17 protein-coding genes are annotated in these 21758 nt (G+C 68.5%); 3 read left to right on the forward strand and 14 right to left on the reverse strand.

Going from position 1 to position 21758, the window contains the following annotated elements; genetic code table 11:
* Positions 1-2: 2 nt before the first annotated feature.
* On the reverse strand, positions 3-1583 hold the full coding sequence (locus FKQ52_RS02860; RefSeq protein WP_141628200.1) for an alpha-glucosidase: 1581 nt from the start codon (positions 1581-1583) through the stop codon (positions 3-5).
* Positions 1584-1806: 223 nt separating this feature from the next.
* On the opposite strand from FKQ52_RS02860, the gene FKQ52_RS02865 reads away from it, so the two are divergent.
* The gene (locus FKQ52_RS02865) at positions 1807-3330 is read left to right on the forward strand and encodes a sugar MFS transporter (protein WP_141625791.1); all 1524 of its coding nucleotides are present in this window, start codon (positions 1807-1809) and stop codon (positions 3328-3330) included.
* A gap of 274 nt (positions 3331-3604) precedes the next feature.
* Here the strand turns inward: FKQ52_RS02865 and FKQ52_RS02870 are convergent, their stop codons facing one another.
* The 4 genes from FKQ52_RS02870 to FKQ52_RS02885 form a co-directional block, all read right to left on the reverse strand.
* A complete protein-coding gene (locus FKQ52_RS02870) occupies positions 3605-4942 on the reverse strand; it encodes an O-antigen ligase (protein ID WP_141625792.1) in 1338 nt (445 codons plus the stop codon).
* 55 nt (positions 4943-4997) lie between these two features.
* A complete protein-coding gene (locus FKQ52_RS02875; protein WP_141625793.1) occupies positions 4998-5222 on the reverse strand; it encodes a hypothetical protein in 225 nt (74 codons plus the stop codon).
* Positions 5223-5366: 144 nt separating this feature from the next.
* Positions 5367-6629, reverse strand: a complete 1263-nt coding sequence (locus FKQ52_RS02880; protein WP_141625794.1) for a hypothetical protein — start codon at positions 6627-6629, stop codon at positions 5367-5369.
* Positions 6626-8893 carry a polysaccharide biosynthesis tyrosine autokinase gene (locus FKQ52_RS02885; protein ID WP_168196774.1) on the reverse strand — a complete coding sequence of 756 codons (2268 nt, stop codon included), beginning with the start codon at positions 8891-8893 and terminating at the stop codon, positions 6626-6628. Before FKQ52_RS02885 ends, FKQ52_RS02880 begins: the two co-directional genes overlap by 4 nt.
* Positions 8894-9256: 363 nt before the next feature.
* Here FKQ52_RS02885 and FKQ52_RS02890 point away from each other — a divergent pair, with 363 nt between their 5' ends.
* Positions 9257-9667 (forward strand): hypothetical protein, encoded by a 411-nt coding sequence (locus tag FKQ52_RS02890; RefSeq protein ID WP_141625796.1) that lies wholly within the window; start codon positions 9257-9259, stop codon positions 9665-9667.
* Here the strand turns inward: FKQ52_RS02890 and FKQ52_RS02895 are convergent.
* From FKQ52_RS02895 to FKQ52_RS02910, 4 genes are all read right to left on the reverse strand, one after another.
* Positions 9657-10667, reverse strand: a complete 1011-nt coding sequence (locus FKQ52_RS02895) for a M48 family metallopeptidase (RefSeq protein WP_141625797.1) — start codon at positions 10665-10667, stop codon at positions 9657-9659. The two genes, FKQ52_RS02890 and FKQ52_RS02895, sit on opposite strands and share 11 nt — an antisense overlap.
* Positions 10668-10672: 5 nt before the next feature.
* Positions 10673-11368 carry a polysaccharide biosynthesis/export family protein gene (locus tag FKQ52_RS02900; protein ID WP_141625798.1) on the reverse strand — a complete coding sequence of 232 codons (696 nt, stop codon included), beginning with the start codon at positions 11366-11368 and terminating at the stop codon, positions 10673-10675.
* 19 nt (positions 11369-11387) lie between these two features.
* Positions 11388-12182 (reverse strand): tyrosine-protein phosphatase, encoded by a 795-nt coding sequence (locus FKQ52_RS02905; RefSeq protein WP_141625799.1) that lies wholly within the window; start codon positions 12180-12182, stop codon positions 11388-11390.
* A gap of 107 nt (positions 12183-12289) precedes the next feature.
* A complete protein-coding gene (locus FKQ52_RS02910; RefSeq protein ID WP_141625800.1) occupies positions 12290-14488 on the reverse strand; it encodes an AGE family epimerase/isomerase in 2199 nt (732 codons plus the stop codon).
* Between the two features lie 435 nt (positions 14489-14923).
* On the opposite strand from FKQ52_RS02910, the gene FKQ52_RS02915 reads away from it, so the two are divergent.
* The gene (locus FKQ52_RS02915) at positions 14924-16837 is read left to right on the forward strand and encodes a nucleoside-diphosphate sugar epimerase/dehydratase (protein WP_141625801.1); all 1914 of its coding nucleotides are present in this window, start codon (positions 14924-14926) and stop codon (positions 16835-16837) included.
* A gap of 8 nt (positions 16838-16845) precedes the next feature.
* Here FKQ52_RS02915 and FKQ52_RS02920 read toward each other — a convergent pair whose 3' ends face one another.
* From FKQ52_RS02920 to neuB, 5 genes are read right to left on the reverse strand one after another with little or no spacing between them, the layout of a single operon-like run.
* The gene (locus FKQ52_RS02920) at positions 16846-17406 is read right to left on the reverse strand and encodes a sugar transferase (protein WP_141625802.1); all 561 of its coding nucleotides are present in this window, start codon (positions 17404-17406) and stop codon (positions 16846-16848) included.
* 4 nt (positions 17407-17410) lie between these two features.
* Entirely contained in the window at positions 17411-18886 is a 1476-nt protein-coding gene (locus FKQ52_RS02925; RefSeq protein ID WP_141625803.1) for an aminotransferase class I/II-fold pyridoxal phosphate-dependent enzyme, read from the reverse strand.
* Entirely contained in the window at positions 18887-19495 is a 609-nt protein-coding gene (locus tag FKQ52_RS02930) for an acetyltransferase (protein WP_141625804.1), read from the reverse strand.
* 1 nt (position 19496) lies between these two features.
* Positions 19497-20630, reverse strand: coding sequence for a UDP-N-acetylglucosamine 2-epimerase (neuC, locus tag FKQ52_RS02935; RefSeq protein WP_141625805.1), 1134 nt, complete (start codon positions 20628-20630; stop codon positions 19497-19499).
* Positions 20630-21676 carry an N-acetylneuraminate synthase gene (neuB, locus tag FKQ52_RS02940; RefSeq protein ID WP_205750836.1) on the reverse strand — a complete coding sequence of 349 codons (1047 nt, stop codon included), beginning with the start codon at positions 21674-21676 and terminating at the stop codon, positions 20630-20632. The genes neuC and neuB overlap by 1 nt, the downstream gene beginning before the upstream one ends.
* Positions 21677-21758 lie beyond the last annotated feature (82 nt).

Below are 21758 nucleotides of genomic sequence, written 5' to 3' on the forward strand. Positions count from 1 at the left end.
GGTCAGGCGAACGCGCCAGAGACAGGCGAGAGCACCCGGCCGGAGAGAGGGGCGAGCGGTCCTTCGTCGCCGTTGACCGCCTCAATGACTTGCCAGCCTTCGGGCGGGGACCAGTCGAGGGTGTGGTGGCCCAGGTTGAAGACGCAGAGCAGGCGTTCATCGTCCTGACGCCGTTCGAACAGCAGCAAATGCTCGGGCGCATCCAGCATCGTCAGGGCGCCGCACTGGAGAGCCGGATGGGCCTTGCGCAGGGCGATCAGGCGGCGGGTCAGGGCGAGTTGGGAGGCGGGGTCGGCCGCCTGCCTGTCCACCGCGAGCGGCAGATGGCGGGGGTCGATGGGCAGCCACGGCTCGATGGTCGAGAAGCCCGCATGAGGCGCATCAGCCGTCCATGGCATCGGGGTGCGGGCGCCGTCGCGGCCCAGTGTCTTCGGCCAGTTGGCGATGGCCTCCGGATCGACCAGCCGGTCGAACGGCACCTCGCCCTGCGGCAGGCCCAGCTCCTCGCCCTGATAAAGGAAGACGTCGCCGCGCAGACACATCAGCAGCAGGGTGGTCAGGCGGGCCATGGCCGAAAGGTCCCGGCCCTCGGCCCAGCGGGAGATCGCGCGGGGCGCGTCGTGGTTCGAGAAGGGCCATGACGGCCAGCCCTGTCCCGGTCGTCCGTCCCAGACCGCCGCGGTCGCCCGCACCAGATCGGGCGTCAGGGCGGGGGCGTAGAGATAGGTGAAGCCGTAGGCGCTGTTCAGCGTGTCGTCGCCTTCGGTGTAGGCCTGCATTTCCTGATCGGCGCGGTCGCCCGGCACCTCGGCCACGGTGAAGCGGCCGCCGTAGCTGTCGGTCAGGGCGCGCAGGCGCTTGAGGAAATCCACGATCCCCGGCCAGGACTGGTTGTGGATCTTGTCCTGGAAGTCGAAGGGCCGGGTGCGCGGCCCGCCCGGCGGCAGGGGCGGATTATCCGTCAGCGCCGGGTCGTGCATGGCGAAATTGATGGCGTCGAGCCTGAAGCCGTCCACCCCGCGATCCAGCCAGAACCGCACGACCTCCAGCAGGGCCTCCTGCACCGCCGGACTGTGCAGGTTTAGTTGCGGCTGCCCGGTCAGGAAGTTGTGCATGTAGTACTGGCCGCGCCGGGCGTCCCACGTCCAGGCGGGACCGCCGAAGACCGACTGCCAGTTCGACGGCGGCGTCCCGTCCGGCTTCGCATCGGCCCAGACGAACCAGTCGGCTTTTGCGTTGTCGCGGCTCTGGCGGCTTTCGTTGAACCAGAAGTGCTGGTCCGAGGTGTGGGCGAAGACCAGATCGGTGATGACCCGGAGCCCCAGCGCATGGGCGCGAGCGGTCAGGGCGTCCAAATCGGCCAGTGTCCCGAAGATCGGATCGACGTCGCAGTAGTCCGAGACGTCGTAGCCGAAGTCCTTCATCGGCGAGCGATAGAAGGGGCTGAGCCAGACCGCATCGACGCCGAGAGAGGCGATGTGGTCCAGCCGGGCGGTGATCCCGGGCAGGTCGCCGACGCCGTCGCCGTTCGTGTCGGCGTAGCTGCGGGGATAGACCTGATAGATGACGGCGCCGCGAGGCATCGGCTCGGCGGCGGAGGATGTCCGGTCGGTCACGCAGGGGCCTCGATCAGCAGCCGGATCAACCGGAGAGACCGCATCATCGCCGCCTTGAGCGTGTCCGCAAGAGCGGAAACCGGCCCACTTTTGGTTACGGATCTCGTCAAATCGCTGGACGCGGACGTTTGCGAATGAAACCAAGACGCTGAAGGTCGCGCAGCAAGGGACGCCGACCACGGGGAGTGAGATGACTGATCAACCGCAAACCTCGGCGAAAGGGCTCGGTACAGCCTTCGCCTATGTGACCACCCTGTTCTTCGCGTGGGGCTTCGCCACCTCGCTGATCGACCCGCTGATCGCGGCGGTGAAGGGGGTGTTCGAGCTGAACTTCACCGAGGCGCTGCTGACGCAGTTCGCCTGGTTCACCGCCTACGGCATCGTCTCCCTGCCCGCCGCCGCCGTGCTGGCCAAGCTGGGCTATGCGAAGTCGATCGTCGGCGCGCTGGCGGTCATGGTGCTGGGCGCCCTGATCGTGCCGCTGTCGACCATCTTCGACTTCTATCCCGGCGTGCTGGTGGCCCTGTTCGTCATCGCCGCCGGCGTGACCCTGCTCCAGGTCGCGGCCAACCCGCTGGCAGCCTCGCTCGGCACGCCGAAGGGCTCGCACTTCCGTCTGGTCCTGTCTCAGGCGTTCAACTCGCTGGGTACGGTCGTCGGTCCGCTGCTGGGCGCCACCGTCATGCTTTCGGGCGGCATCTTCGCGGTCGGCGGTGTCAGCGCCCTGGCCTCGCCGGCGGCCCTCCTGCTGATCCTTCTGGGGGTCGGCCTGGGGCTGGTGGCCGGTGTTCTGGTCGGCGCCCTGCGTCGCGACATCAAGGGCTGGATCGCTGTCGGCGCGGCCGTCGGTCTGGTGATCGGCTGGGTCGTCTTCCTGCATAACTACATCGGCGGCATGGGGGCCTACGCCTCGGCTGTCGGTCCGGAAACGGTTCCGGCTGATGCCGCCGCCGCGGTGGTCGATCCGGCCGCCCGCGCCGCGACCCTTCGCAACATCGACACGGTCTTCATCGGGCTGGCGATCTTCTTCGCCCTGCTCGGCGCCTTCATCTGGAGCGTCCGCAAGCGTCTGACCGCCGCCAGCGCCACGGCCTCGGCCGAGACGCCCGGTTCGCCGCTCAAGGCCCTGGGTTCCGGCTGGGCGATTTTCGGCGCGCTGGCCATCTTCATCTATGTCGGTTCGGAGGTGACCATCGGCAGCCTGATGACCAACTTCCTGCACTCGGACGGCGCCCTCGGCCTGCCGATCCACGATGCGGGCCGTCTGGTCGCCCTGTATTGGGCCGGCGCCCTGATGGGCCGGTTCGCGGGCAGCGCCCTGCTGACGCGCATTCCGGCCGGTTGGCTGCTGGCGGTCTGCACCGCCGCCGCCGCCATCCTGTGCGCCGTGGTGACCCAGACCGGCGGCGTGAACGCCTCGTTCGCCGCCCTGCTGATCGGTCTGTTCAACTCGGTGATGTTCCCGGCCATCTTCACCCTGACGCTGGAGCGCTCATCCGCCCCCGCGTCGGCGACCTCGGGCCTGCTGTGCATGGCCATCATCGGCGGCGCGGTCCTGCCTCTGCTGGGCGGCTGGATGGCGGACTCGGCGGGGCTGAACCTGGCCTTCGTGATCCCGCTGGTCGGCTACGTCATCCTGACGATCTTCGCGGTCGCCGCGGCCCGGGCGAGGGTCCGCAATGTGGAGACGCCGGTGGCGACGGGCGGTCACTGACCGCCTGCTCCCATCGCTGAAAGACGAGGGCCGCCGGGGGAAACTCCGGCGGCCTTTTGGTTGGGTAGAGAGGAGGCAATAGGCAGCAGGCAGTAGGCAGTAGGCAGCAGGTCGGGCGGGGCTTTCCGTCCCGGATGCGGCCTTGGCATGCCGGAGGTGGGGCATTGCTTTTGCGTGGGCAGGAGAGGCCAGCGACCCTGCTGCCTGCTGCCTGCTGCCTGCTGCCTGCTGCCTGCTGCCTGCTGCCTACGGCCTCAGACCTACGGCCTCAGGATCAGCCGCGCTCGCGCTCGGTGGGCTGGCCGGCCTTGTCGAGGATGGCGGCGCACAGGGCGAACAGGACGGCCAGGGCGGCGGTGCGCAGGGGGTAGTCGACGCCGGAGTGCACGAGCATGGTCAGAAGGGCGATGCTGGCGGCGCGCTGGAGATCCCGTTCCCGGGAGGGGCCGGCTCGCCAGGCGGCCCAGAGGCGGCGTCCGTACCAGATCAGGAAGGCGATGATCAGAGCGGCGCCGAACCAGCCCGCTTCCAGCCAGGTTTCCAGATACTCGTTGTGGGCGTGATTGAAGAAGGTGGGGTCCAGCTGATCCAGCGGCTCGACCGAACGATAGACTGCGTCGAAGCTGCCGATGCCGGAGCCGACGGGCAGCCAGCTGTCGGCCGCGGAAGCGACGATGGGCCAGCCCTCGAAACGGCCTTCCGGCGCGGACTGGACATCGAAGCGAGCGAGGATCGGCGGCAAGGCCAGAATCGCCACGGCGCCGATGGCGGCCGCGACGCCGCCGGTCAGGGCGATCAGCCCGGGGCCGGGACGACCACGGCCGGCGGCGATCCAGGCGGCCAGCAGGCTGGCGACGGCGATCGGGCCGAACAGGATGACGCCGGCGCGTGACCGGATGGCGGCCAGACCGACTACCACCAGCCCCATGAACAGGGCGCCGAACCACAGCGGCAGGCGCTGCTCGCTGCGGCGGCGCAGCACGGCGGCCCCGAAGACCGCCGCGAACGGCAGGCAGGCCAGCAACAGGGTGGCGAGGTGGTTGCGGTTGGCGAAGAAGCCGGTGACCGAGCCCGCCGCGGTGGTCGCCCACAGGTAGAAGCGGGTGTCGCCGCTGGCCAGCTGAACCGCTCCCAGAAGCACGGAGACGACGGCCGCGACCAGATAGAAGGCCAGCATTCGCGCGGTCTGGGCCTGCGAGGAGCCGAGTACAGCCAGGAACATGGCGGCGGGCGGAAGGATGGCCAGCACGGACTGCCAGGTGAGGTCCGGCGTGACCGTCAGCGGCGCCCAGGCGGGCTGGATGCCCGCAAGCTCAAGCGCCAGCACCATCTCGCTGCGCCCAGGCAGGGACGTCCAGATCGCTGGCGGCAGGGGAATGAGCTGGATCAGGGGGATGGCGATGAAGGCGCCGAGGAGGCCCAGAGCGAACCTGTGCGACTTCCATTCGCCGGACCGCAGCAGTCGGTCCGCGCTCATCACCAGAAGGGGCAGGGCGGCCAGTTCAACAAGCGCGAGACGCAGGGCGTGCTCGCGGCTGGCGCCGCCGAAGACAAACGAAAGGGCCAGCAGAAGGGTCGCAGCAATCGCTACGCCATCCCACTGGCCCTTCAAACATTTAATCGGCACGCGTTACGACTGCATCAGGCGCAGCGCGGACCGGGTCTGCTTAGTCGCTTTCCGAGTCGTCGTCCGAAGCGACGACGACGACGCCCACCAGCACCGCGGTGCCGATGATGAGCACCGGGAGCGGAATGCCCTGGAACTCCGACGAGGCGTCGGCGCGAGCGCCCACGCGGTCGCCGACGCGAACGACGGCAGAGTTGTTGGCGGCGGCGGCTTGGCCAGCCACGAGCAGCAGGCCTGCCGTTACAGCGGCGATGGTCTTACGCATGCTAATCCCCTTCTAATCAGGTCTTTGGTACGGGCTGGCCCGCGACGTATCGAGAATGGGTATAGGCGGCGAAGGTTTCCAAATCAATACGATTCCGGCGGTCTTTGGTGCAAATCGGCCACCGTTCAGTACCGAGTTCGTGTCTCAGGGGATCGGGGTGATCGCCAGCTTGTCGAGCCAGGCGGCGGTTCTGGAGCGGACATCACCCGCCCGGGTCTCGAGTCGCAGCCATTGGGCGCGGCATCCCGTCGGCACGGTGAAGGTCGTGCTGAACGGGGTCCAGACCTCGGATCCCGGGGCCGCGGCGGGGGCGGACATGACCACCAGGTCGCCCGGGGCGCAGGTGACCGTCAGGGCCAGACGTTTTGCGGGCTCGCCCGCCTCGGTCCGCGATTCGGCGCTCAGGCGATACCGGCCGGGCGACAGGAACATCAGCTGCTCCGCGATTCGCGAGGCGGAATAACCGTCATAGTCCACGCGCAGGGCGGGGTCGGCCGGGCGCACGTCATCCGGAACGATTTCCGCGACCACCCCCGCGTCCTGGGCCAGACGCCACTGGAAGGGTTCAGGCGCGGAGGCGTCGCCGAATCCGCCGTTGGTGACCAGATTGGCGACCGACGGACGGTTCAGGCGCGCGCGGACGACCCGCACGGCCTCGATCTGCCCCTTCTCCATCAACTGGATATAGAGCTGGTGCAGTTCGGTGTTGGTAAGGGGCGCGCGGCCGTTCTGCAGCAGGACGGCCAGATTGATCGCCACCTGCAGGCCCGCGACGTCGCCGTACAGGCTTTCCAGATAGGACTGGCGCCAGGGCGGGTTGGCGGTGAGCAAGGTCGCGACCTGGGGCAGGGCCCTTTGCTGGTCGAGGGTGGCGGCGGTGGTGAACAGCCGGAACACCTGCGGGCGAACGTCCTCGCGACGGCGCACCAGGGTGTCCGCGTGGGCGAAGGCCGAGGCATAGTCGCCCCGTTTGAGCCGATAATCGACCAGCCAGGCGTGGGCCGGGTCGTCGCGCAGGCTCCAGTTGCCCGCGAGGGTCAGAATGTCGTCGGCGGCGGTTTCGCGGCCCGCGGCGGCCTCGGTCAGGCCCACGACCCGCAGGGCGCGGACATCGAAGGGGGACCGGGCCACGGCTTCGCGGGCCAGGTCGGCGGCCTGACGATAGCGTTGGGGGTCATTGTCCTTGCGCCCCGCGGCGTACTCGCTTTCGGCGGCGCGACGCAGGACCAGCGGCGATGTCGGGGCGACCGCGAGAGTGACCTCGGCCGGGCCCCGCTGGAGCACCGGCTGGATCAACACCTGCCAGCCCAGGACGACGCCCAGCGCGGTCAGTCCCCAGGAGACGACCTCGGTCGCCCGCAAGCGCTTGCGGGCGGGAGCGGCGGCGCGGTCCGCCTCTTTCCTCAACCCTTCTTGCCCTTCTTGGCGGCCGGGGTCTCTTCCTGGGCGCCGTAGTTGTAGTCATACGCGTAGTCGTACCCACCGTAGGTGGCGGTCTTGGCGTTGAACTTGGTCAACACCGCGCCGAGCAGGCGGGCGCGGCCCATCTTCAGACGACGCAGGGCGCCGCGGGCCTGACCGCGACGGGTGCCGCGCGATTCCAGCACGAACAGAACGCCGCCGACGGTCGCCGCCAGCAGGGGCGAGTCGGCGAAGCCCAGAACCGGCGGGCCGTCGACCACGACGTGATCGAAGCTGGCGCCGGCGTCGTTCAGGAACTGACGCAGACGATCACCGCCCCACAGTTCAGCGGGGTTGGGCGGCAGCGGGCCGCAGGGGATGAAGAACAGGTTCTCCTGACGCGTGCGCTGGGTGACCGAGGCCAGATCGACCGAGCCTGAGAGCAGGTTGCTCATGCCGCGTTCGTTCTCGACACCGACCACGCGGTGCATTGAAGGATTGCGCAGGTCGCCGTCGACCAGCAGCACCCGCTTGCCCACGCGAGCAAGGTTCAGCGCCACGGCATAGGCCGTGGTGGACTTGCCTTCGGCCGGGCGGGCCGAGGAGACCAGCAGGCTGGCGGGGGCGCCGTTCGGGGTGGAGAACTGAAGCGCCGTTCTCAGGGAGTAGTAGGCCTCGGAGAAGCCGGATCGGATGTCCAACAGGGCGGCGGCGGTCGTCTGGCCCTTGTCGAGCAGCGGCACGACGCCCAGCACCGGAACGCCCAGCTTCTTCTCGACGTCGTCCGGGGTGGCCAGGGTTTCGTCCAGGGCTTCCAGAACCAGGGCGGCGATCACGCCGATGCCCAGGCCGAAAATCGCGGCCAGCGCCAGGTTGATGATCATGTTCGGCTTCGACGGCGAGACCGGCGGGGTGGCGGTGTCGACGATCGAGATGTTGTTGGCGGTCACATTGCCGGTGACGCCGACTTCCTTGTAGCGCTGCAGCAGGCCCTCATAGAGGGTGCGGGTGGTGTCCAGCTCGCGTTGCAGGATGTTGTACTGGATCGAGCGGTCGCGCAGGTCGAGGACGTCGCCCTTCAGGCTGTCGACCTGGTTCTGCAGCGAACGCTCCTGATTGGCGGCGACCACATACTGGCTCTGGATCGAAGCGCGGATGTTGGTCGCCAGGGCGCGGACCTGACCGTCGATCTCGGTGATCTGGCCGCGCAGGCGGACCATCTCGGGATAGTCGGCCTGATAGATGCTCGACTTCTGCTGGTACTCGGCCTCCAGCTGGGCGCGTTGCTCGCCCAGACGCTGGATCGAGGGGTTCTGCAGCACTTCCGGCAGGGTCATGACCTCGGCGGTGCGGGCCGTGCGCCAGCGCTCCTCGGCGGCGACGCGGGCGGCGCGGGCTTCGGCCAGCGAGGAGTTCAGCGCCACCAGATTGTTCGAGGCCAGCGACTGCGAGCTGCCCGAGGCGTTGGTTCCGCCTTCGCTGGGTTCGCCGACGTTGATGATCTGCTGGTTGGCGGCATAGGCGACCAGCTGACGCTCGGCTTCCTCCAGGCGGCCCTTGGTCTGGGCGATACGCTCTTCCAGGAATTCGCGAGCATAGGCCGATGACTGGAATTTCCGGTCGAGATTGGCCTGGATGAAGTTCTCGGAGAAACCGTTGGCGACGCGGGCGGCGACGACGGGGTTCGGGTTGTCGAAGCCGACGGCGACCAGACGCGAGCCGCGCACCGGGGTGATGCTCAGATTGTCCTGCACGTAGGCGAGGGCGGCGTTGCGGCGGCGCTCGGCCTGGGCGGCGGCGCTGCCGCCACCGGCCGGGGGCTCGACCCCGAGCTCTTCCAGCGCGCGGTCCGAGCTGGCCAGGCCGAGGCTTTCAACCACGCGTTCGGCCAGCGAGCGGCTGCGCAGCAGGCCGTACTGGGTCTGGAAGAACTCTTCCCCCTGCGCCATGCTTTCGCGCGGGCTGACATCCTCTGCGGAGGTGAAGACGCGGGCGGCCTCGCGGTCGATCTGCAGCGTCGCCTTGGCGCTGTAGATCGGGGTCATCAGCAGGGTCATCGCCGCGCCGATGGCCAGGGCCGCCAGGAAGCAGCCGATGATCAGGATGCGGTGCTTGAGCGCCAGCCGCCAGTAGGCGCCCAGGTCGAAGACCGGAGCCTCCTCGGCCTCGTCCACCCAAACGCCGGGCTGGTTGTCATCGAAGACCGCTTCGCCGGACGCGCGGCCATGCCGCGGGTTGCGCTCGTCAGCGAAGTGATTGTCGCCCAGCATTATGCCATCCGTCAGATCGTGGCGGTCGAGGCCGCCGGTCGAGAACCTATCGGGCTGATACCGCAAAGCCCTACACCGCGCACACGAATTCGAGAGCATGCGACGGCGGGCGTCATGTCGCGGGGACAGGCCTTCGCGGTCAAGCGTTGTCTTGAGATCGCGGAGAAGCTTCGACCGGGCTCATCGGGGCGACCGGATGTCGGGATGAAAACGGCAACAGGCCGACTTCGCTGTAGAGGCCTGCCCCCCGTCCGGCGTATGGAGCCGTCGGGGCGGCGTCCGGCGCGGCCCGACGATGGTCGCGCGTATTGCTGATGCGTGTCGCCATGGAACCCCTCTCCACCCGACGAGCGACCCGAACTCATGACCACGACGAATCACGAAGAGCGGCGGCGCCCGTCCCCGCACTCGAACACCCGGCGTCGGGACATGTTCCGTGCAGGAACGGTCGTTTTCGCGGTCGCCGTGGCCTGGTTCGCCTTCACACCCGCGACAGGCGCGGAGAGCGGCTTGCCTTGGGACAAGGCGAACCATGCCGTCGCCTTTCTGACCTGGACGCTTCTGGCCAGCTGCGGCTGGCCCCGGGTCGGTGTGGCGCGGATCGCCGTCGTCATGCTGGGGCTCGGCATCGGGATTGAACTGATTCAGGGGCTGCCCGCGATCGGGCGCGACGCCGATGTCTGGGACGTGGTCGCGGACATGGTCGGTTTCGCGATGGGCTGGGGCGCGCTGGCCGGTCTGGCCCTGCGCCGCCGGCTCGGGCTTACGGGATGAGCGCCTGTCCTGCCGCCTTGCGCGCGGCGATGTCGGCCAGCACCGGCTCCAGCGTGCGACGCCGGGCCGGGGCGGACTCATAAATCCCGCCCGCATTGGCCTGCGGATAGCGGGCCGCCGGATTGACCTCGGCGTAGCGGGTCAGGAAATCGACCGCCCGATAGGGATCGAAGCCCGCACGAGCCAGAAGGAACAGGCCGAGATGATCGGCGTCAGGTTCAGCCCTCAATGAAAGCCCCCTGTTGAGGGTGATCCGCTGGTTCGTCTGACCGGGCGAGCCGGTCACGTCCGGCTGGCTGCGATGCTCCAGCACGGCGTGGGCCAGTTCATGCGCCAGCACGAAGGCCAGTTGATCGTCATCGTCGGCCACCTCGACCATGCGGTCGGAGATGAAGATGTGGCGGCCGTCGGTGTGGCTGCGGAAGGTTCCCGTCACCTCGATCTGGGTCGGATAGGCGCAGGCGAGGGTCGGGGCGAGGTCGATCCGTCGCTCCACGCCGTGGCGGCGGACCTGAAGCCAGATGGGGCCCCTTGCCGCCAGGGCGTCCAGATGGGCGATGTTGGCTTCGAGGCCCTCGTATGAGCCGGATGATGAGGCTCCGCCCCGTGACAAGGCTTTTCCGTCAACCGACAGGATCAGGTCGCCGGGGGCCAGTCCGGCTTCGGCGGCCGGGCTGCCCGGCGGGGCGGCCAGAACGCCCGGGAGGTCGCCGTCCAGCCCGTAACGGGCTTCTGCCAGTGGACGCAGTTCGCTGCCGTACTGGCTCGCCGACTGCAGGGTCCAGCCCACGCGGAGACGACTTTTCGGGCAAAGGTCGGCGTTGGCCCGGGCGAGCTTCCAGGCCACGGCCGCCACTCGGGCGTCAGCGGCGGTCAGCGCTTCGAGACGAGCCTGCGGAGCGTCCGCAACGTCTCCGGAGTTCATGGCCGGGTGGCCGCAGGCCGCCAGCCCCGATCCGAAGATCAGGGCCGCGGCCAGCAAGCGGGTCCGGCGCCGCAACGGCTTTAGAACGGACGGAAGATCGCCAGCGCCGGCAGGGCGCTGACCGCTTCGCGCAGGGCGGCGTTCAGGCGCGAGGTGTCGACGACGATGATGTCGTCACCCAGTACGGTCGGGTCGCTGGCGCGGCCCTGACGGATGGCCTGAAGGTCGAACAGGGCGACCGAGCGCTGGCCGTCGATGGTGCGGAAGACCGCGACCTGGGTGAGGTTGGCGACCGGGCTGGGCCCCTGGGCCATGGCGACGGCCTGCAGCAGCGAGGTGGTGCCGCGCATCTCGTACACGCCGGGCTTGGTCACGGCGCCGTCGATGGTGATCTTCTGGCTGGCGGCTTCAGCGACGGTGACGGTCACCTGCGGGTTGCGCAGATACTGGGTGCTGAGCTTGGCGGCGATGTCGGCGGACAATTCGCCCGAGGTGCGGTCGGCGGCGCGCACGGCGCCGATCAGCGGCATCTGGATGTTGCCCGAGGTGTCGACCGTCAGGGCGTCGAAGGTCAGGTCCGGCACCTGGAAGACCCGAACGCCCAGCTTGTCGCCCACACCGATTCGATATTCGGATTGCGGGGCGCTGGTGGCCTGGGCGTTCTCCAGATCGACGGGCGTGGCCGCCGTGACCTGATTGATGTCCATATTGGGCCCGCCGCAGGCGGCGAGCAGGGTGGCCGTGGCGATCAGGACCAGCGAGAGGGCGCGCATCATGCGACAGTCACCTTGAAATTCAGGCGGCCTTGAACAGCCGTTTGAAGAAGCCCGGCCGGGAGGTCGGACGGGAGACGCCGACCGCGGACGGGACCGAAGCGGGCGTAGCGTTTTCCAGCACGGCGAGGGGTCGGGTCAACACCATGTCTTTCGCAGCCTGTTCGCCGAGGCGGTCCGCGACGGCCTGAACCGCCTCTGACAGGACCGGAGAGCGGCTGCGAAGGTTGTGGGCGTCGGTCGCCAGAATGTGCACGATCCCCTCGTCCAGCATGCGCTCGGCCCAGTATTGGGTGCGTTTGCCGAAGCGACCGGTGACGGAACCGGCGGTGATCTGCATCCATGCGCCAGCTTGGGCCATCCGGACCATCAGGTCGTACTGTTCCTCGATCCAGCGCAGGCGCTCGGGATGGGTGATCAGGGGATGGAAGCCCGCGGCCATACAGTCGAACACGGCGTCGGCCATGCGCGGCGGGGCGGTGTTGTGGGGCGGCTCGAACAGGAAGTAGCGGGTGTCGGCGAGCGTCAGCTTTGATCCGTCGCGCAGTCCTGACGCCAGACCGGGCACCAGATGCACATCGGCCCCGGTGACAAGGCGCAGGGCAATGCCGGCCTTGTCCAGTTCGGCCTGCAGGGCGACCACAGCGGCGCGGACGCCGTCCGAGGTGTTCTCGTAATAGCCCGGCATCATGTGCGGGGTGCAGGCGGTCACGGTGATTCCGTCGGCGACGGCCATGCGGGCCATCGCCAGCGCGGTCTCCAGATCGGGCGCGCCGTCGTCGATCCCGGGCAGGATATGGCAGTGGAGGTCGATCACGTCGGTCTCGCGTTGCGGTGTCGTCCCCGGACAAGGGACGCTCGCGGCTGAACAGGGGATGAAAGGACCGCCCCCGCGGTCGGGCCTCTAACGCTGCACTGCGATCTTTAGTTCAAACCGGTCGGCGCATCACTGACAATGCCCGCCTGCGCGGCGACGCACACCTGATCGAAGGCGCCGACGATGTGATAGAGCGAACTGGCCGGCGCGGGTTCGTCTGTGAAGGCGCCCGCGGGCTCCAGCTTGTCGCGCCATGCGCCGTTCGGCCGCAGGTAGAGGGCCAGCCCGGCCATGGCCTTGCGGGCCTCGGACAGGCGTTGTTCGCGCTCCGACCCCTCGGCCAGTTCCGCGAAGGCCAGCGCCGCGCGCAGCCATTCTGTCTGGGGCCACAGTCGGGCGCGGGCGCTGCGGACCTGCAGGCTGTCATCCAGTTCATCGACCGCCACGCCCCGGCGGGGATCAACGCCGCGCAGGCCGTGGAGATAGAGACGCTTCGCCGCCGTCATGGCGCGCGCGTCGCCCCGGTTCAGGGCATGGCGCGACAGCAACCAGGCCCATTCGAACTGGTGACCCGGCTCGACCAGTCGGCCGTCGTCGCCCGGCGCGGGGCGCCAGTCAGCGTTGAAGAACTCGCGCAGGAAGCCGCCCTCGGCGTCAATGAACCGGGTCAGGGCCAGTTCAGCCAGGCTGTCGGCGATGTCGTTCCAGCGCGGATCGACGCCGCGCGCGGCCCAGGCCTGCGCCGCCTCGAACAGGTGCATGTTGGCGTTGGCCTGGTACGGATGGTCTCCCGCTTCCTTCCAGCCGCCGTTCGGCAGGCGCTGAGCAAACAGGCGATCCAGAAGGATCGTCGCCTGCGCCTCGCAGCGGTTGGTCTCGATCCCGGCGGCGTGGACGGCGGACAGCGCCAGCAGGGTGAAGGCCTGTTCGTACAGGACGACGCCGTCGTCCAGCACCGAACCGTCGGCGTTCAGGGCGTTCCGAACCGCGCCGTCGGGGCGCAGATAGGCGTCGAGGAAACGGGCCAGGCCGCTTTCGACCCGGTCCCGCCAGGGGCCGGTCCAGCCTTGGGCGCCGGCGCGGGCGAAGACGTAGATCTGGCGGGTCTGCACACGGGCGCGGCGGCGGCTTTCGACCGGACGGCCCTCCAGCGTCAGGGTCTCGACGAAGGCTCCGTCGGCGTGGGTTCCGAGCGTCGCCCACAGCGGCAGGGCGGCGGTGCGCATCCAGTCGCCGAAGCGTCGGTAGGGAGCGGTCTCGCCGGTTTCCGGCACATCGGCGTGGCGCGGGGCCTCGGCCTTGACCCGATCCACCACCAGCTTGACGTCCTGGGACCGAGACAGATCGCAGACCAGAACGGCGTCATTCTCGGCGATGACCGCGATGTTGGAGACGCCCAGCGTCGCCACGACCATGCCGTCGGCGGCGCGGACAAGGGTGTTATCGCTGTCGACCCCGATATGCAGGCCGGTGTGTCCGGCCCCGGTGGCGAGAACGGAGTCCCAGGCGCCGACATCGGACCATTCGAAGGCCACGGGCAGGACGGAGGTGCGGTCGCTCTTCTCCATCACCGCATAGTCGATGGAAATGCGCGGCGCGGTGCGGAAGGCGTCGGTCAGGCGGACCAGCGGACCGGCCAGGTCTGTGGGCAGGGCCGCGCGGGCGGCGTCTCCGATGCCGGGCGCGTACCGGGCGAGTTCGTCCATCAACGCGGCGGCGGAGACGATGAAGTTTCCGCTGTTCCACAGGAAGCCGTCGGCCAGATAGCGGGCGGCGGTCGCGGCGTCGGGCTTTTCGACAAAGCGTTTGACCGGCGACAGGCCCACGCCCTCGGGGCTGATGTAGCCATAGGCCGGGGAGGGCCAGGTCGGTGTGACGCCCAGGGTGACGATCCGGCCGCGCGCGGCCTCGTCCGCGGCGGTGCGGACGGCGGCGCGGAAGGCCTCGGCGTCGGGAATATGGTGGTCGGACGCGATGATGGCGGCGACGCCGTCCGGATCGCGGCGCTGGATAAAGGCGGCGGCGGCGGCCATGGCCGGTCCTGAATCCCGGGCTTCGGGCTCCAGCAGGATGGTGGCCTCGACACCGATGGCGTTGAGTTCGGCGGCGATGGCGTCGGCGTGGCCCAGACCCGCGACCACGACCACGTCGCCCTCACCCGCGAGGGGGGAAACCCGCAACACCGTCTCCTGGAACAGGGTCCGGGCGCCGGTCAGGGGCAGGAACTGCTTGGGCCGTCCGGGACGCGACGCGGGCCAAAGGCGCGAACCGGCGCCTCCGCACATGATCACCGGATAGATTTTCATCGGTCCCCCGCGTCCGTCGCGACCCCCTGTTTCTAGAGACAGAATGGCGCGCCGTCTCGGAACAGTTTGTGTCACCCGGTGTCAATCAAGCCGCGAGCGGCTTTGCCTGTTTGAAGAAATCGGGATTTCTCTACAGATGATCCGGGTTGGAATACTTTCGTTCTCCGATGTCATGGCGAGGTGTGGCCCAAGCGTGACAGAGAGCCGACAAGGCGCTAGAACCCCGGAACTTTTCCCGGACACGCCGACTTTCAGCGCGTCGGGGCGGGCGTTCGGCGGGGAATCCGTAAGCGCGCGCGGATTTTGAATGGCCGAAGTGGAGGGCGGCGCGGATTTCGTCATCGTACTGTGAAAGCCGGGCGCTATTACTTTGGCGTGTGGCTACGTAGATGAAACCCGCCGGACAGGACTGTTTTGGGTAACGCGAACGTACTGTTGATCCGGGGACTGAAGGTTGCGGTGCGCGCCAGTGTGCGCGTCGTCGCGATGATCGGCGGCTATCTGGTCGCCTCCGGCAACGCCCTGACGCCCGATGCGATTCTGGATGCCACGCAGTCGGCCTGGCCGTTCGCCCTGGCGTTCGCAGCGCTGGGCTTCCTGCTGGATCAGTTCTTCCGCACGGACCGGGCCCTGTGGCGCTATGTGTCGATCGTGGATGTGGGCCCGATCGTCCGGACCTCCCTGCTGTCGGCGGCGATCTTCCTGGCCCTGAGCTTCTTCATGGACCGGGGCGCGTCCCTGCCGCGCTCGACCCTTCTGATCGCCCTCATTCTGGATATCGGCCTGACGCTGGCGCTGGTGCTGCTGCGTCGCATCATCCACGACAAGGAGGCCCTGAAGGCCATCGCCCCGTTCGTCGGCTCGCGCGATGAACGCAAGCCGCTGATCGTGGTCGGCGCCATGGATCGCGCCGAGACCTTCCTGCGCGAACTGGCTCGCAGCGGGGAAGCCTATCGCCCGGCGGGCATCGTGACCGACAACAAGGGCGCGGTGACGCGGGAGCTGCGCGGCGTGCCGGTGCTGTCCGGCGCCGGCGCCGCCTTCGAGATTCTGGAAGACCTGACCGACCGCGACATCGAGGCGGCCATCGTCTTCCTCGATGACCATCTGACGCCGGTGGATTTCGGGGTCGAGCGTCTGGGCCAGCTTCGGACGCGCGGCGTGCACCTGCTGCGGGTGCCGAGCCTGGTCGAGATGGGCGGCAAGGCCGACGAGCCGGTCATGCGCAAATTCGAGCTCGAGGAACTTCTGGCGCGTCCGCCGGTGCGTCTGGCCGATGGCCCGCTGCGAGCGCTGGTCGCCGGCAAGCGGGTGCTGGTCACGGGCGCGGGCGGCTCCATCGGCTCGGAGATCTGCCGTCAGGTCGCCAGTCTGGGCTGCGGCCATCTGGTGCTCGTCGACAACTCGGAATTCGGCCTGTTCAAGATCGATCAGGAGATCAGCGCGCGTTGGCAGACCCTGTCGTCCCGCGAATATCTGTACGACGTGCGCAACAAGGCCCTGCTGAACGAGGTCTTCACGCGCGAGCGCCCGGATGTGGTCTTCCACGCCGCCGCCCTGAAGCACGTGCCGCTGATGGAGAAGCACCCGTGTGAGAGCGTGCTGACCAATGTCGTCGGCACCTGGAACGTCGCCGAGGCCGCCAACGCCGCCGACGTGAAGCACATGGTCTTCATCTCGACCGACAAGGCCGTTGATCCCCCGAACGTCATGGGCGCCACCAAGCGTCTGGCCGAGGCCGTGGTTCGCGCCCAGCAGACCAGCGCGGGCAACACCCGTTTCAGCGTCGTGCGCTTCGGCAATGTGCTGGGTTCGGCCGGCTCGGTCGTGCCGACCTTCCGCGCCCAGATCGAGCGCGGGGGTCCGGTGACGCTGACGCACCCGGACATCGAACGCTACTTCATGACCATACCGGAGGCGGTCCAGCTGGTCCTGCACGCCACGGCCCACTCGGCGGGACAGCCGGATGGTCCGATGGGCGTCTTCGTGCTGGATATGGGCAAGCCGGTGAAGATCATCGACCTGGCCCGTCAACTGATCGGCCTGTACGGCAAGGTTCCGGGCAAGGACATCGAGATCGAGGTCACGGGCCTGCGTCCCGGCGAGAAGCTGTTCGAGGAGCTGGTCGATTCCAGCGAGGTCGCCGAGATGTGCGGCCAGAGCCTGATGTGCGTGACCGATCGCATCGAGGGCGCGCGGATGACCGAGCGGATGGTGCACAAGCTGGAGCAGACCGCCCGCACCGGCGACAACGCCGCCGCCCGCGCCCTGATCTTCGAAATTCTGGCCCGGGTCCGCACCGTCGGCGACGAGCGCGGCGCCGACGTGGTGCCGATCAAGCGGGCCTGATCATCGGTTCAGTGCGAGATGTTCCGCGCGCGCAGAACCTTTCCGACCGTCATCCAGATCGTCTGAAGATCCATCGCGAACGAGCGGCGTTGCAGGTACTCGACGTCCAGCGCGACCTTGTCCGGAATGGAAAGCTCGTCCCGCCCGTTGACCTGCGCCCAACCGGTCAGGCCGGGACGCAGGGTGTGGACGCCCTTTTCGGTGCGCAGGGCGATCAGGTCGTCCTGGTTGAACAGGGCCGGGCGCGGGCCGACGATCGACATATCGCCGACAAAGATGCTCCACAGCTGGGGCAGCTCATCCAGACTGGATTTGCGCAGGAAGCCGCCGATGGGCGTCAGCCACGCGGTGGTGTCGGTCAGCAAATGGGTGGCGACCGCCGGGGTCTCGGTCCGCATCGAGCGGAACTTGGGCATGCGGAACAGCTTGTTGTCCCGGCCGACCCGGTCGGACCAGTAGATCGCCGGCCCCTTTGAGGTCGCCTTCACGGCGATGGCCGTGGCCAGCATGAGCGGCGAGAACACCAGCAGGGCGCCGCCGGCCATCACGAAATCAAACGCGCGTTTCACGGGATCACCGGGCCTTCAGGATGCCGCGCATGGCGTCGATAATGCGGTCGATCTCCGCGCGGGTCATGTTCGAGCCGGAGGGCATGCACAGGCCGCGCTCGAAGATGTCGTCCGACACAGGCTCGTTGCCGTGGGCGAAGTGGCGGCAGTGGGCGAAGACCGGCTGCTGATGCATCGGTTTCCACACCGGACGGGCCTCGATCATCTCGTCGGCGAGGCGCTGGATGACTTCGGAAGCGTTGACGCCGGTGATCGCCGGATCCAGCGTCAGGGCCGAAAGCCAGCGGTTGGACCAGCTCCATTCCGGCTCGGGCTGCCATTCCAGACCGGGAATGTCGGACAGGCCCTCGCGGTAGGCGTCGTGCACCGCGCGGCGTGACGCCACGCGGTCGCCCAGCACCTGCAACTGGCCGCGCCCGACCCCGGCCAGAATGTTGGACATGCGATAGTTGAAGCCGATCTGGCTGTGCTGGTAGTGCGGCGCCGGATCGCGCGCCTGCGTCGCGAGGAAGCGGGCCTGTCTGATCAGGGCCTCGTCATCGGACACCAGCATGCCGCCGCCCGAGGTGGTTATGATCTTGTTGCCGTTGAACGAGAAGACACCCATCAGGCCGAACGAGCCGGACGCCTTGCCCTTGTAGGTCGCGCCGAGGCTTTCGGCGGCGTCCTCGATCATGGGCACGCCATGGCGGTTACAGAGTTCGAGAATCGGGTCCATGTCGGCCGACTGGCCGTACAGGTTCACGACGATGACCGCCCTGGGCATCCAGCCCTCGGCCTTCGCGGCGTCGAAGGCACGCTCCAGCGCGACGGGCGACATGTTCCAGCTGTCGGCTTCGCTGTCGATAAAGACCGGCTCGCCGCCCTCATAGACGATGGGATTGGCCGAGGCCGCGAATGTCAGTGTCGAGCAGAAGACCCTGTCCCCCGGCTTCACCCCCAGCATCCGCACGGCCAGATGGATGGCGGCGGTGCCGGACGACAGGGCGGCGGCGTGCTTCACCCCCGCGAGCGCGGCGATCTCGCGCTCGAAGGCGTCGACGTTCGGACCCAGCGGCGCGATCCAATTGGTCCGGAAAGCCTCTTCTACATAGTGCAGTTCCGCCTCGCCCATATGCGGGGTCGACAGCAGGATCGGAGCGCCGATGTCGCGGCGGTTCAGCACCCGCACGACCCGGCCGTCGCCGTCGATCAGGGGCAGGTGGTTGATCTCGTGCTTGTCCATCAGGCCCAGCGCGGCCTTGCGCGTCACCTCTTCCGGCGCGGTGACGGACGCGAGGTCCGGCAGGTCTTCGAGCGTATCGCTCATCTCCGAACCGGCCAGCAGCAGGCGGCGCAGATCCCCGTCCGTGACGGTGCGCTGGAAGCGGCCCTCGGCATCGACCAGCAGCAGCATCTGCATGCCGGAGTTGTTGATGGTCTCCATGGCGTCGCGAATGGTCGCGGTGCGCGGAGCGCTGAAGGCGTGGACGTCGGTCATTCAGGAAGCTTTCGGGGCGGCGGGAACGCCGGTCCAGGTCTGTTGCGAGGCGACGTCGCGGGTCACGACCGCGCCCGCGCCGATGGTCACGTCATCGCCGACGGCGACGCCGGGCAGGATGACCGCGCCCGCGCCGATCAGACAGCGCGCGCCGACGGTGACACCGCCGCCGAGGCTGGTGTTGGGGGCGATGTGGCTGAAATCGCCGACGGCGCAGTCATGATCGATGACCGCGCCGTGATTGACGATGACGCCGCGCCCGACGACGGCCCTGGGGCCGACCACGGCGGAGGCCGCGATGAAGGCGCCGTCCGCCACGGTGGCGAAGCGGGACACGGTCGCTGCCGGATGGATGACGGTCAGCGGGGCGCCGCCGGCGGCCTCGGCCTCGACATACAGACGTCGACGCACCTCCGCCGCGCCGATGGCGACGTGGAAGCTGAGGCCGGTCAGCGCGGGCGCGACGGACGGCGTCCCGACCGTCAGGCCAAGCAGGTCAGGCGCGGGGGCGTCGGCCCGGACCGTGACGCCAGACAGGTTCGTCCCGCCTTCCAGCAAGGCGTCCAGCACCACCTTCGCATGCCCGCCTGCGCCGATCAGATGGATCATATCAGTACCCGTTGACCTTCATCATCAGGGCCGCGTCCAGCGGGACAGAGGCCAGAAGGCGCGCGATGCGCGGTCCCGCCTGACCGTCGCCATAGACGTTGAGCGGCGCAAGTCGGCCCTTGGCCAGAAGGTCGGCGATCCCGTGGGCCAGCGCCTGTTCGGTGGCGTCGACGTCGCGGACGTTGGCGTTGCGTTCGCGCAGATTCTGGCGCGGACCGACGTTCAGGACCGGCGTGCCGAAGCTGGCGGCCTCGATGATCCCGGCGCTGGAATTGCCGATCATCAAATCCGCGTGGGCCATGGCGGCGATGAAGGCCGGCCGGGCCAGATGGGTGCGCACGGTGATGTCCGGCGTTCCTTTGGCCTCGATCAGGACCGCGCGCACCCCGTCGCTCCCCGCATCGGCGTTGGGCATCAGGGCCAGAACCTGCAGGCCCGCATCGGTGGCCGCTTTCAGGATGCGGCGTGTGTCATCGGCGGCGGTCAGGGCCTCCTGCAGCACTGGGTGATAGACCATCAGGGCGAAGCGGCGCTCCGGGTCCAGCCCGTGCAGGCGGGTCACTTCCGTCAGGTCCGGCAGTTCGGCGTCGATCAGGCCGTCCAGACCGGGGGCTCCGGTGACGTGGATGTTGGCGGGGTTCTCGCCCATCCGCTCCAGCCGGTCGGCGGCTTCCCGCGTCGCGGTGAAGTGCAGGTGGCTGAGCTTGGAAATGGCGTGGCGCACCGGCTCGTCCACCGTGCCGGATCGCTCGCCGCCGTGAATGTGCGCCACGGGGATGTTCAGATGGATCGCCGCCAGCGCTCCGGCCAGCATCTCACCCCGGTCGCCCAGCAGCAGCACGATGTCCGGCCGCTCGCTTTCCAGCGCGTCGGTGAAGGCGGTGACCATCGTTCCCAGATTGCGGGCCATGGTGGCGCCGGTCGCGGGCTCCAGCGGCACGGGCACGCGGGCGGCGATGCGCAGGCCGGCGGCTTCGATCTCGTCCGCCGTGTGCCCGTAGGCTTGCGACAGGTGCATGCCGGTGACGATCACCGACAGGTCCAGCTCCAGATGGTCGCGCAAAATCTGCAGCGTCGAGCGCATAAGGCCGAAGTCGGCGCGGGTGCCGCTGATGTAGCAGACGCGACGGCCCATCAGATCATGGCCTCGCCGGACAACAGGTCCCAGGTGAGGGGCTGGCCCGCCGCGACGTCTTCCTGAAGGGCGCGGCCCGGCAGGGTGTGGAAGAAACGCGGCGCGATCCCCGAGGCCGGGCGCAGCAGGATCAGGTCGGCCTCGGTCAGGATGTGGCCTGCGGGCAGAGCGGTTCGGGCCATGACGGACCGGCGGGCCACCGCGCGCACCGGCAGTTCGGCGGCGGTCGGCGCCTTCACCGACGAACCGAGCGCCTGCTCCACATCGCGAATCTGACGGACCAGATCGGACAGCTGTTCGACGGTCAGCGAGGCGCGGTGGTCCGGGCCGGGCAGGGTGACGTCGAGGGTGAAATGCTTCTCGATCACCGTCGCGCCCAGCGCCACGGCGGCGGTCGAGACCGCGAGTCCGAGCGTGTGGTCGGAATAGCCGACCGGCATGCCCGTGACTTCGCCGATGGTGCGCATGGCGCGCAGGTTCACGTCGGACGGCGCGGCCGGATAGTTGGACGTGCAGTGCAGGATGGTCAGCACCTGATCCAGCGGCGCGGTCAGGCCGTGCTTCGCACGGGTCTCGGCGATGACGGCGACGGCGTCGGTGATCTCCTCCATCGTCGCCATGCCGGTCGAGACGATCAGCGGACGATCCTTCGCCGCCAGATGGCGCAGGAAGGGATGGTTCACGATCTCGCCAGACGGGATCTTGATTCGCGCCATGCCCGAGGCGACGAGGAAGTCCGCCGCCTCCTCGTCGAAGGGCGTGGACATGAACTCAATGCCGACCTCGCCGCACCGGGCGATCAGGCGGTGGTGGAGGTCTTCCGACATCTCCAGCGCCTTCAGCATCTCGTGCTGGTTGCCCTCGCCGGTCTCGCGTTTCTGATAGTCGGCCTTCTCGGCGCCGGGCGCGGCCAGCTTGTCGGCCGAGAAGGTCTGGAACTTGACCGCGTCGGCGCCCGCCGCCTTCGCGGCGTCGACCATGGCCAGCGCCCGGTCGGCGTCGCCGTTATGGTTCACGCCGGCTTCGGCGATGATGAAGACGCTCAACAGCTCCTCCCGGATACAGGCCCGGTCTAACCCAGGTCGCACGGCGCAGGTAGCGCGGATTTCGACAAAGCGGGCGTCATGA

This window comes from Brevundimonas sp. M20 (genome assembly GCF_006547065.1).
In the GTDB taxonomy this organism is placed as follows: domain Bacteria; phylum Pseudomonadota; class Alphaproteobacteria; order Caulobacterales; family Caulobacteraceae; genus Brevundimonas.

What these genes read in the sequence shown, in the direction of transcription:
- FKQ52_RS02860 (WP_141628200.1), bottom strand. Translation starts at nt 1,583, where the DNA reads ATGCCTCGCGGCGCCGTCATCTATCAGGTCTATCCCCGCAGCTACGCC.
- FKQ52_RS02865 (WP_141625791.1), top strand. Translation starts at nt 1,807, where the DNA reads ATGACTGATCAACCGCAAACCTCGGCGAAAGGGCTCGGTACAGCCTTC.
- FKQ52_RS02875 (WP_141625793.1), bottom strand. Translation starts at nt 5,222, where the DNA reads ATGCGTAAGACCATCGCCGCTGTAACGGCAGGCCTGCTGCTCGTGGCT.
- FKQ52_RS02885 (WP_168196774.1), bottom strand. Translation starts at nt 8,893, where the DNA reads ATGCTGGGCGACAATCACTTCGCTGACGAGCGCAACCCGCGGCATGGC.
- FKQ52_RS02890 (WP_141625796.1), top strand. Translation starts at nt 9,257, where the DNA reads ATGACCACGACGAATCACGAAGAGCGGCGGCGCCCGTCCCCGCACTCG.
- FKQ52_RS02900 (WP_141625798.1), bottom strand. Translation starts at nt 11,368, where the DNA reads ATGATGCGCGCCCTCTCGCTGGTCCTGATCGCCACGGCCACCCTGCTC.
- FKQ52_RS02910 (WP_141625800.1), bottom strand. Translation starts at nt 14,488, where the DNA reads ATGAAAATCTATCCGGTGATCATGTGCGGAGGCGCCGGTTCGCGCCTT.
- FKQ52_RS02925 (WP_141625803.1), bottom strand. Translation starts at nt 18,886, where the DNA reads ATGACCGACGTCCACGCCTTCAGCGCTCCGCGCACCGCGACCATTCGC.
- FKQ52_RS02930 (WP_141625804.1), bottom strand. Translation starts at nt 19,495, where the DNA reads ATGATCCATCTGATCGGCGCAGGCGGGCATGCGAAGGTGGTGCTGGAC.
- neuC (WP_141625805.1), bottom strand. Translation starts at nt 20,630, where the DNA reads ATGGGCCGTCGCGTCTGCTACATCAGCGGCACCCGCGCCGACTTCGGC.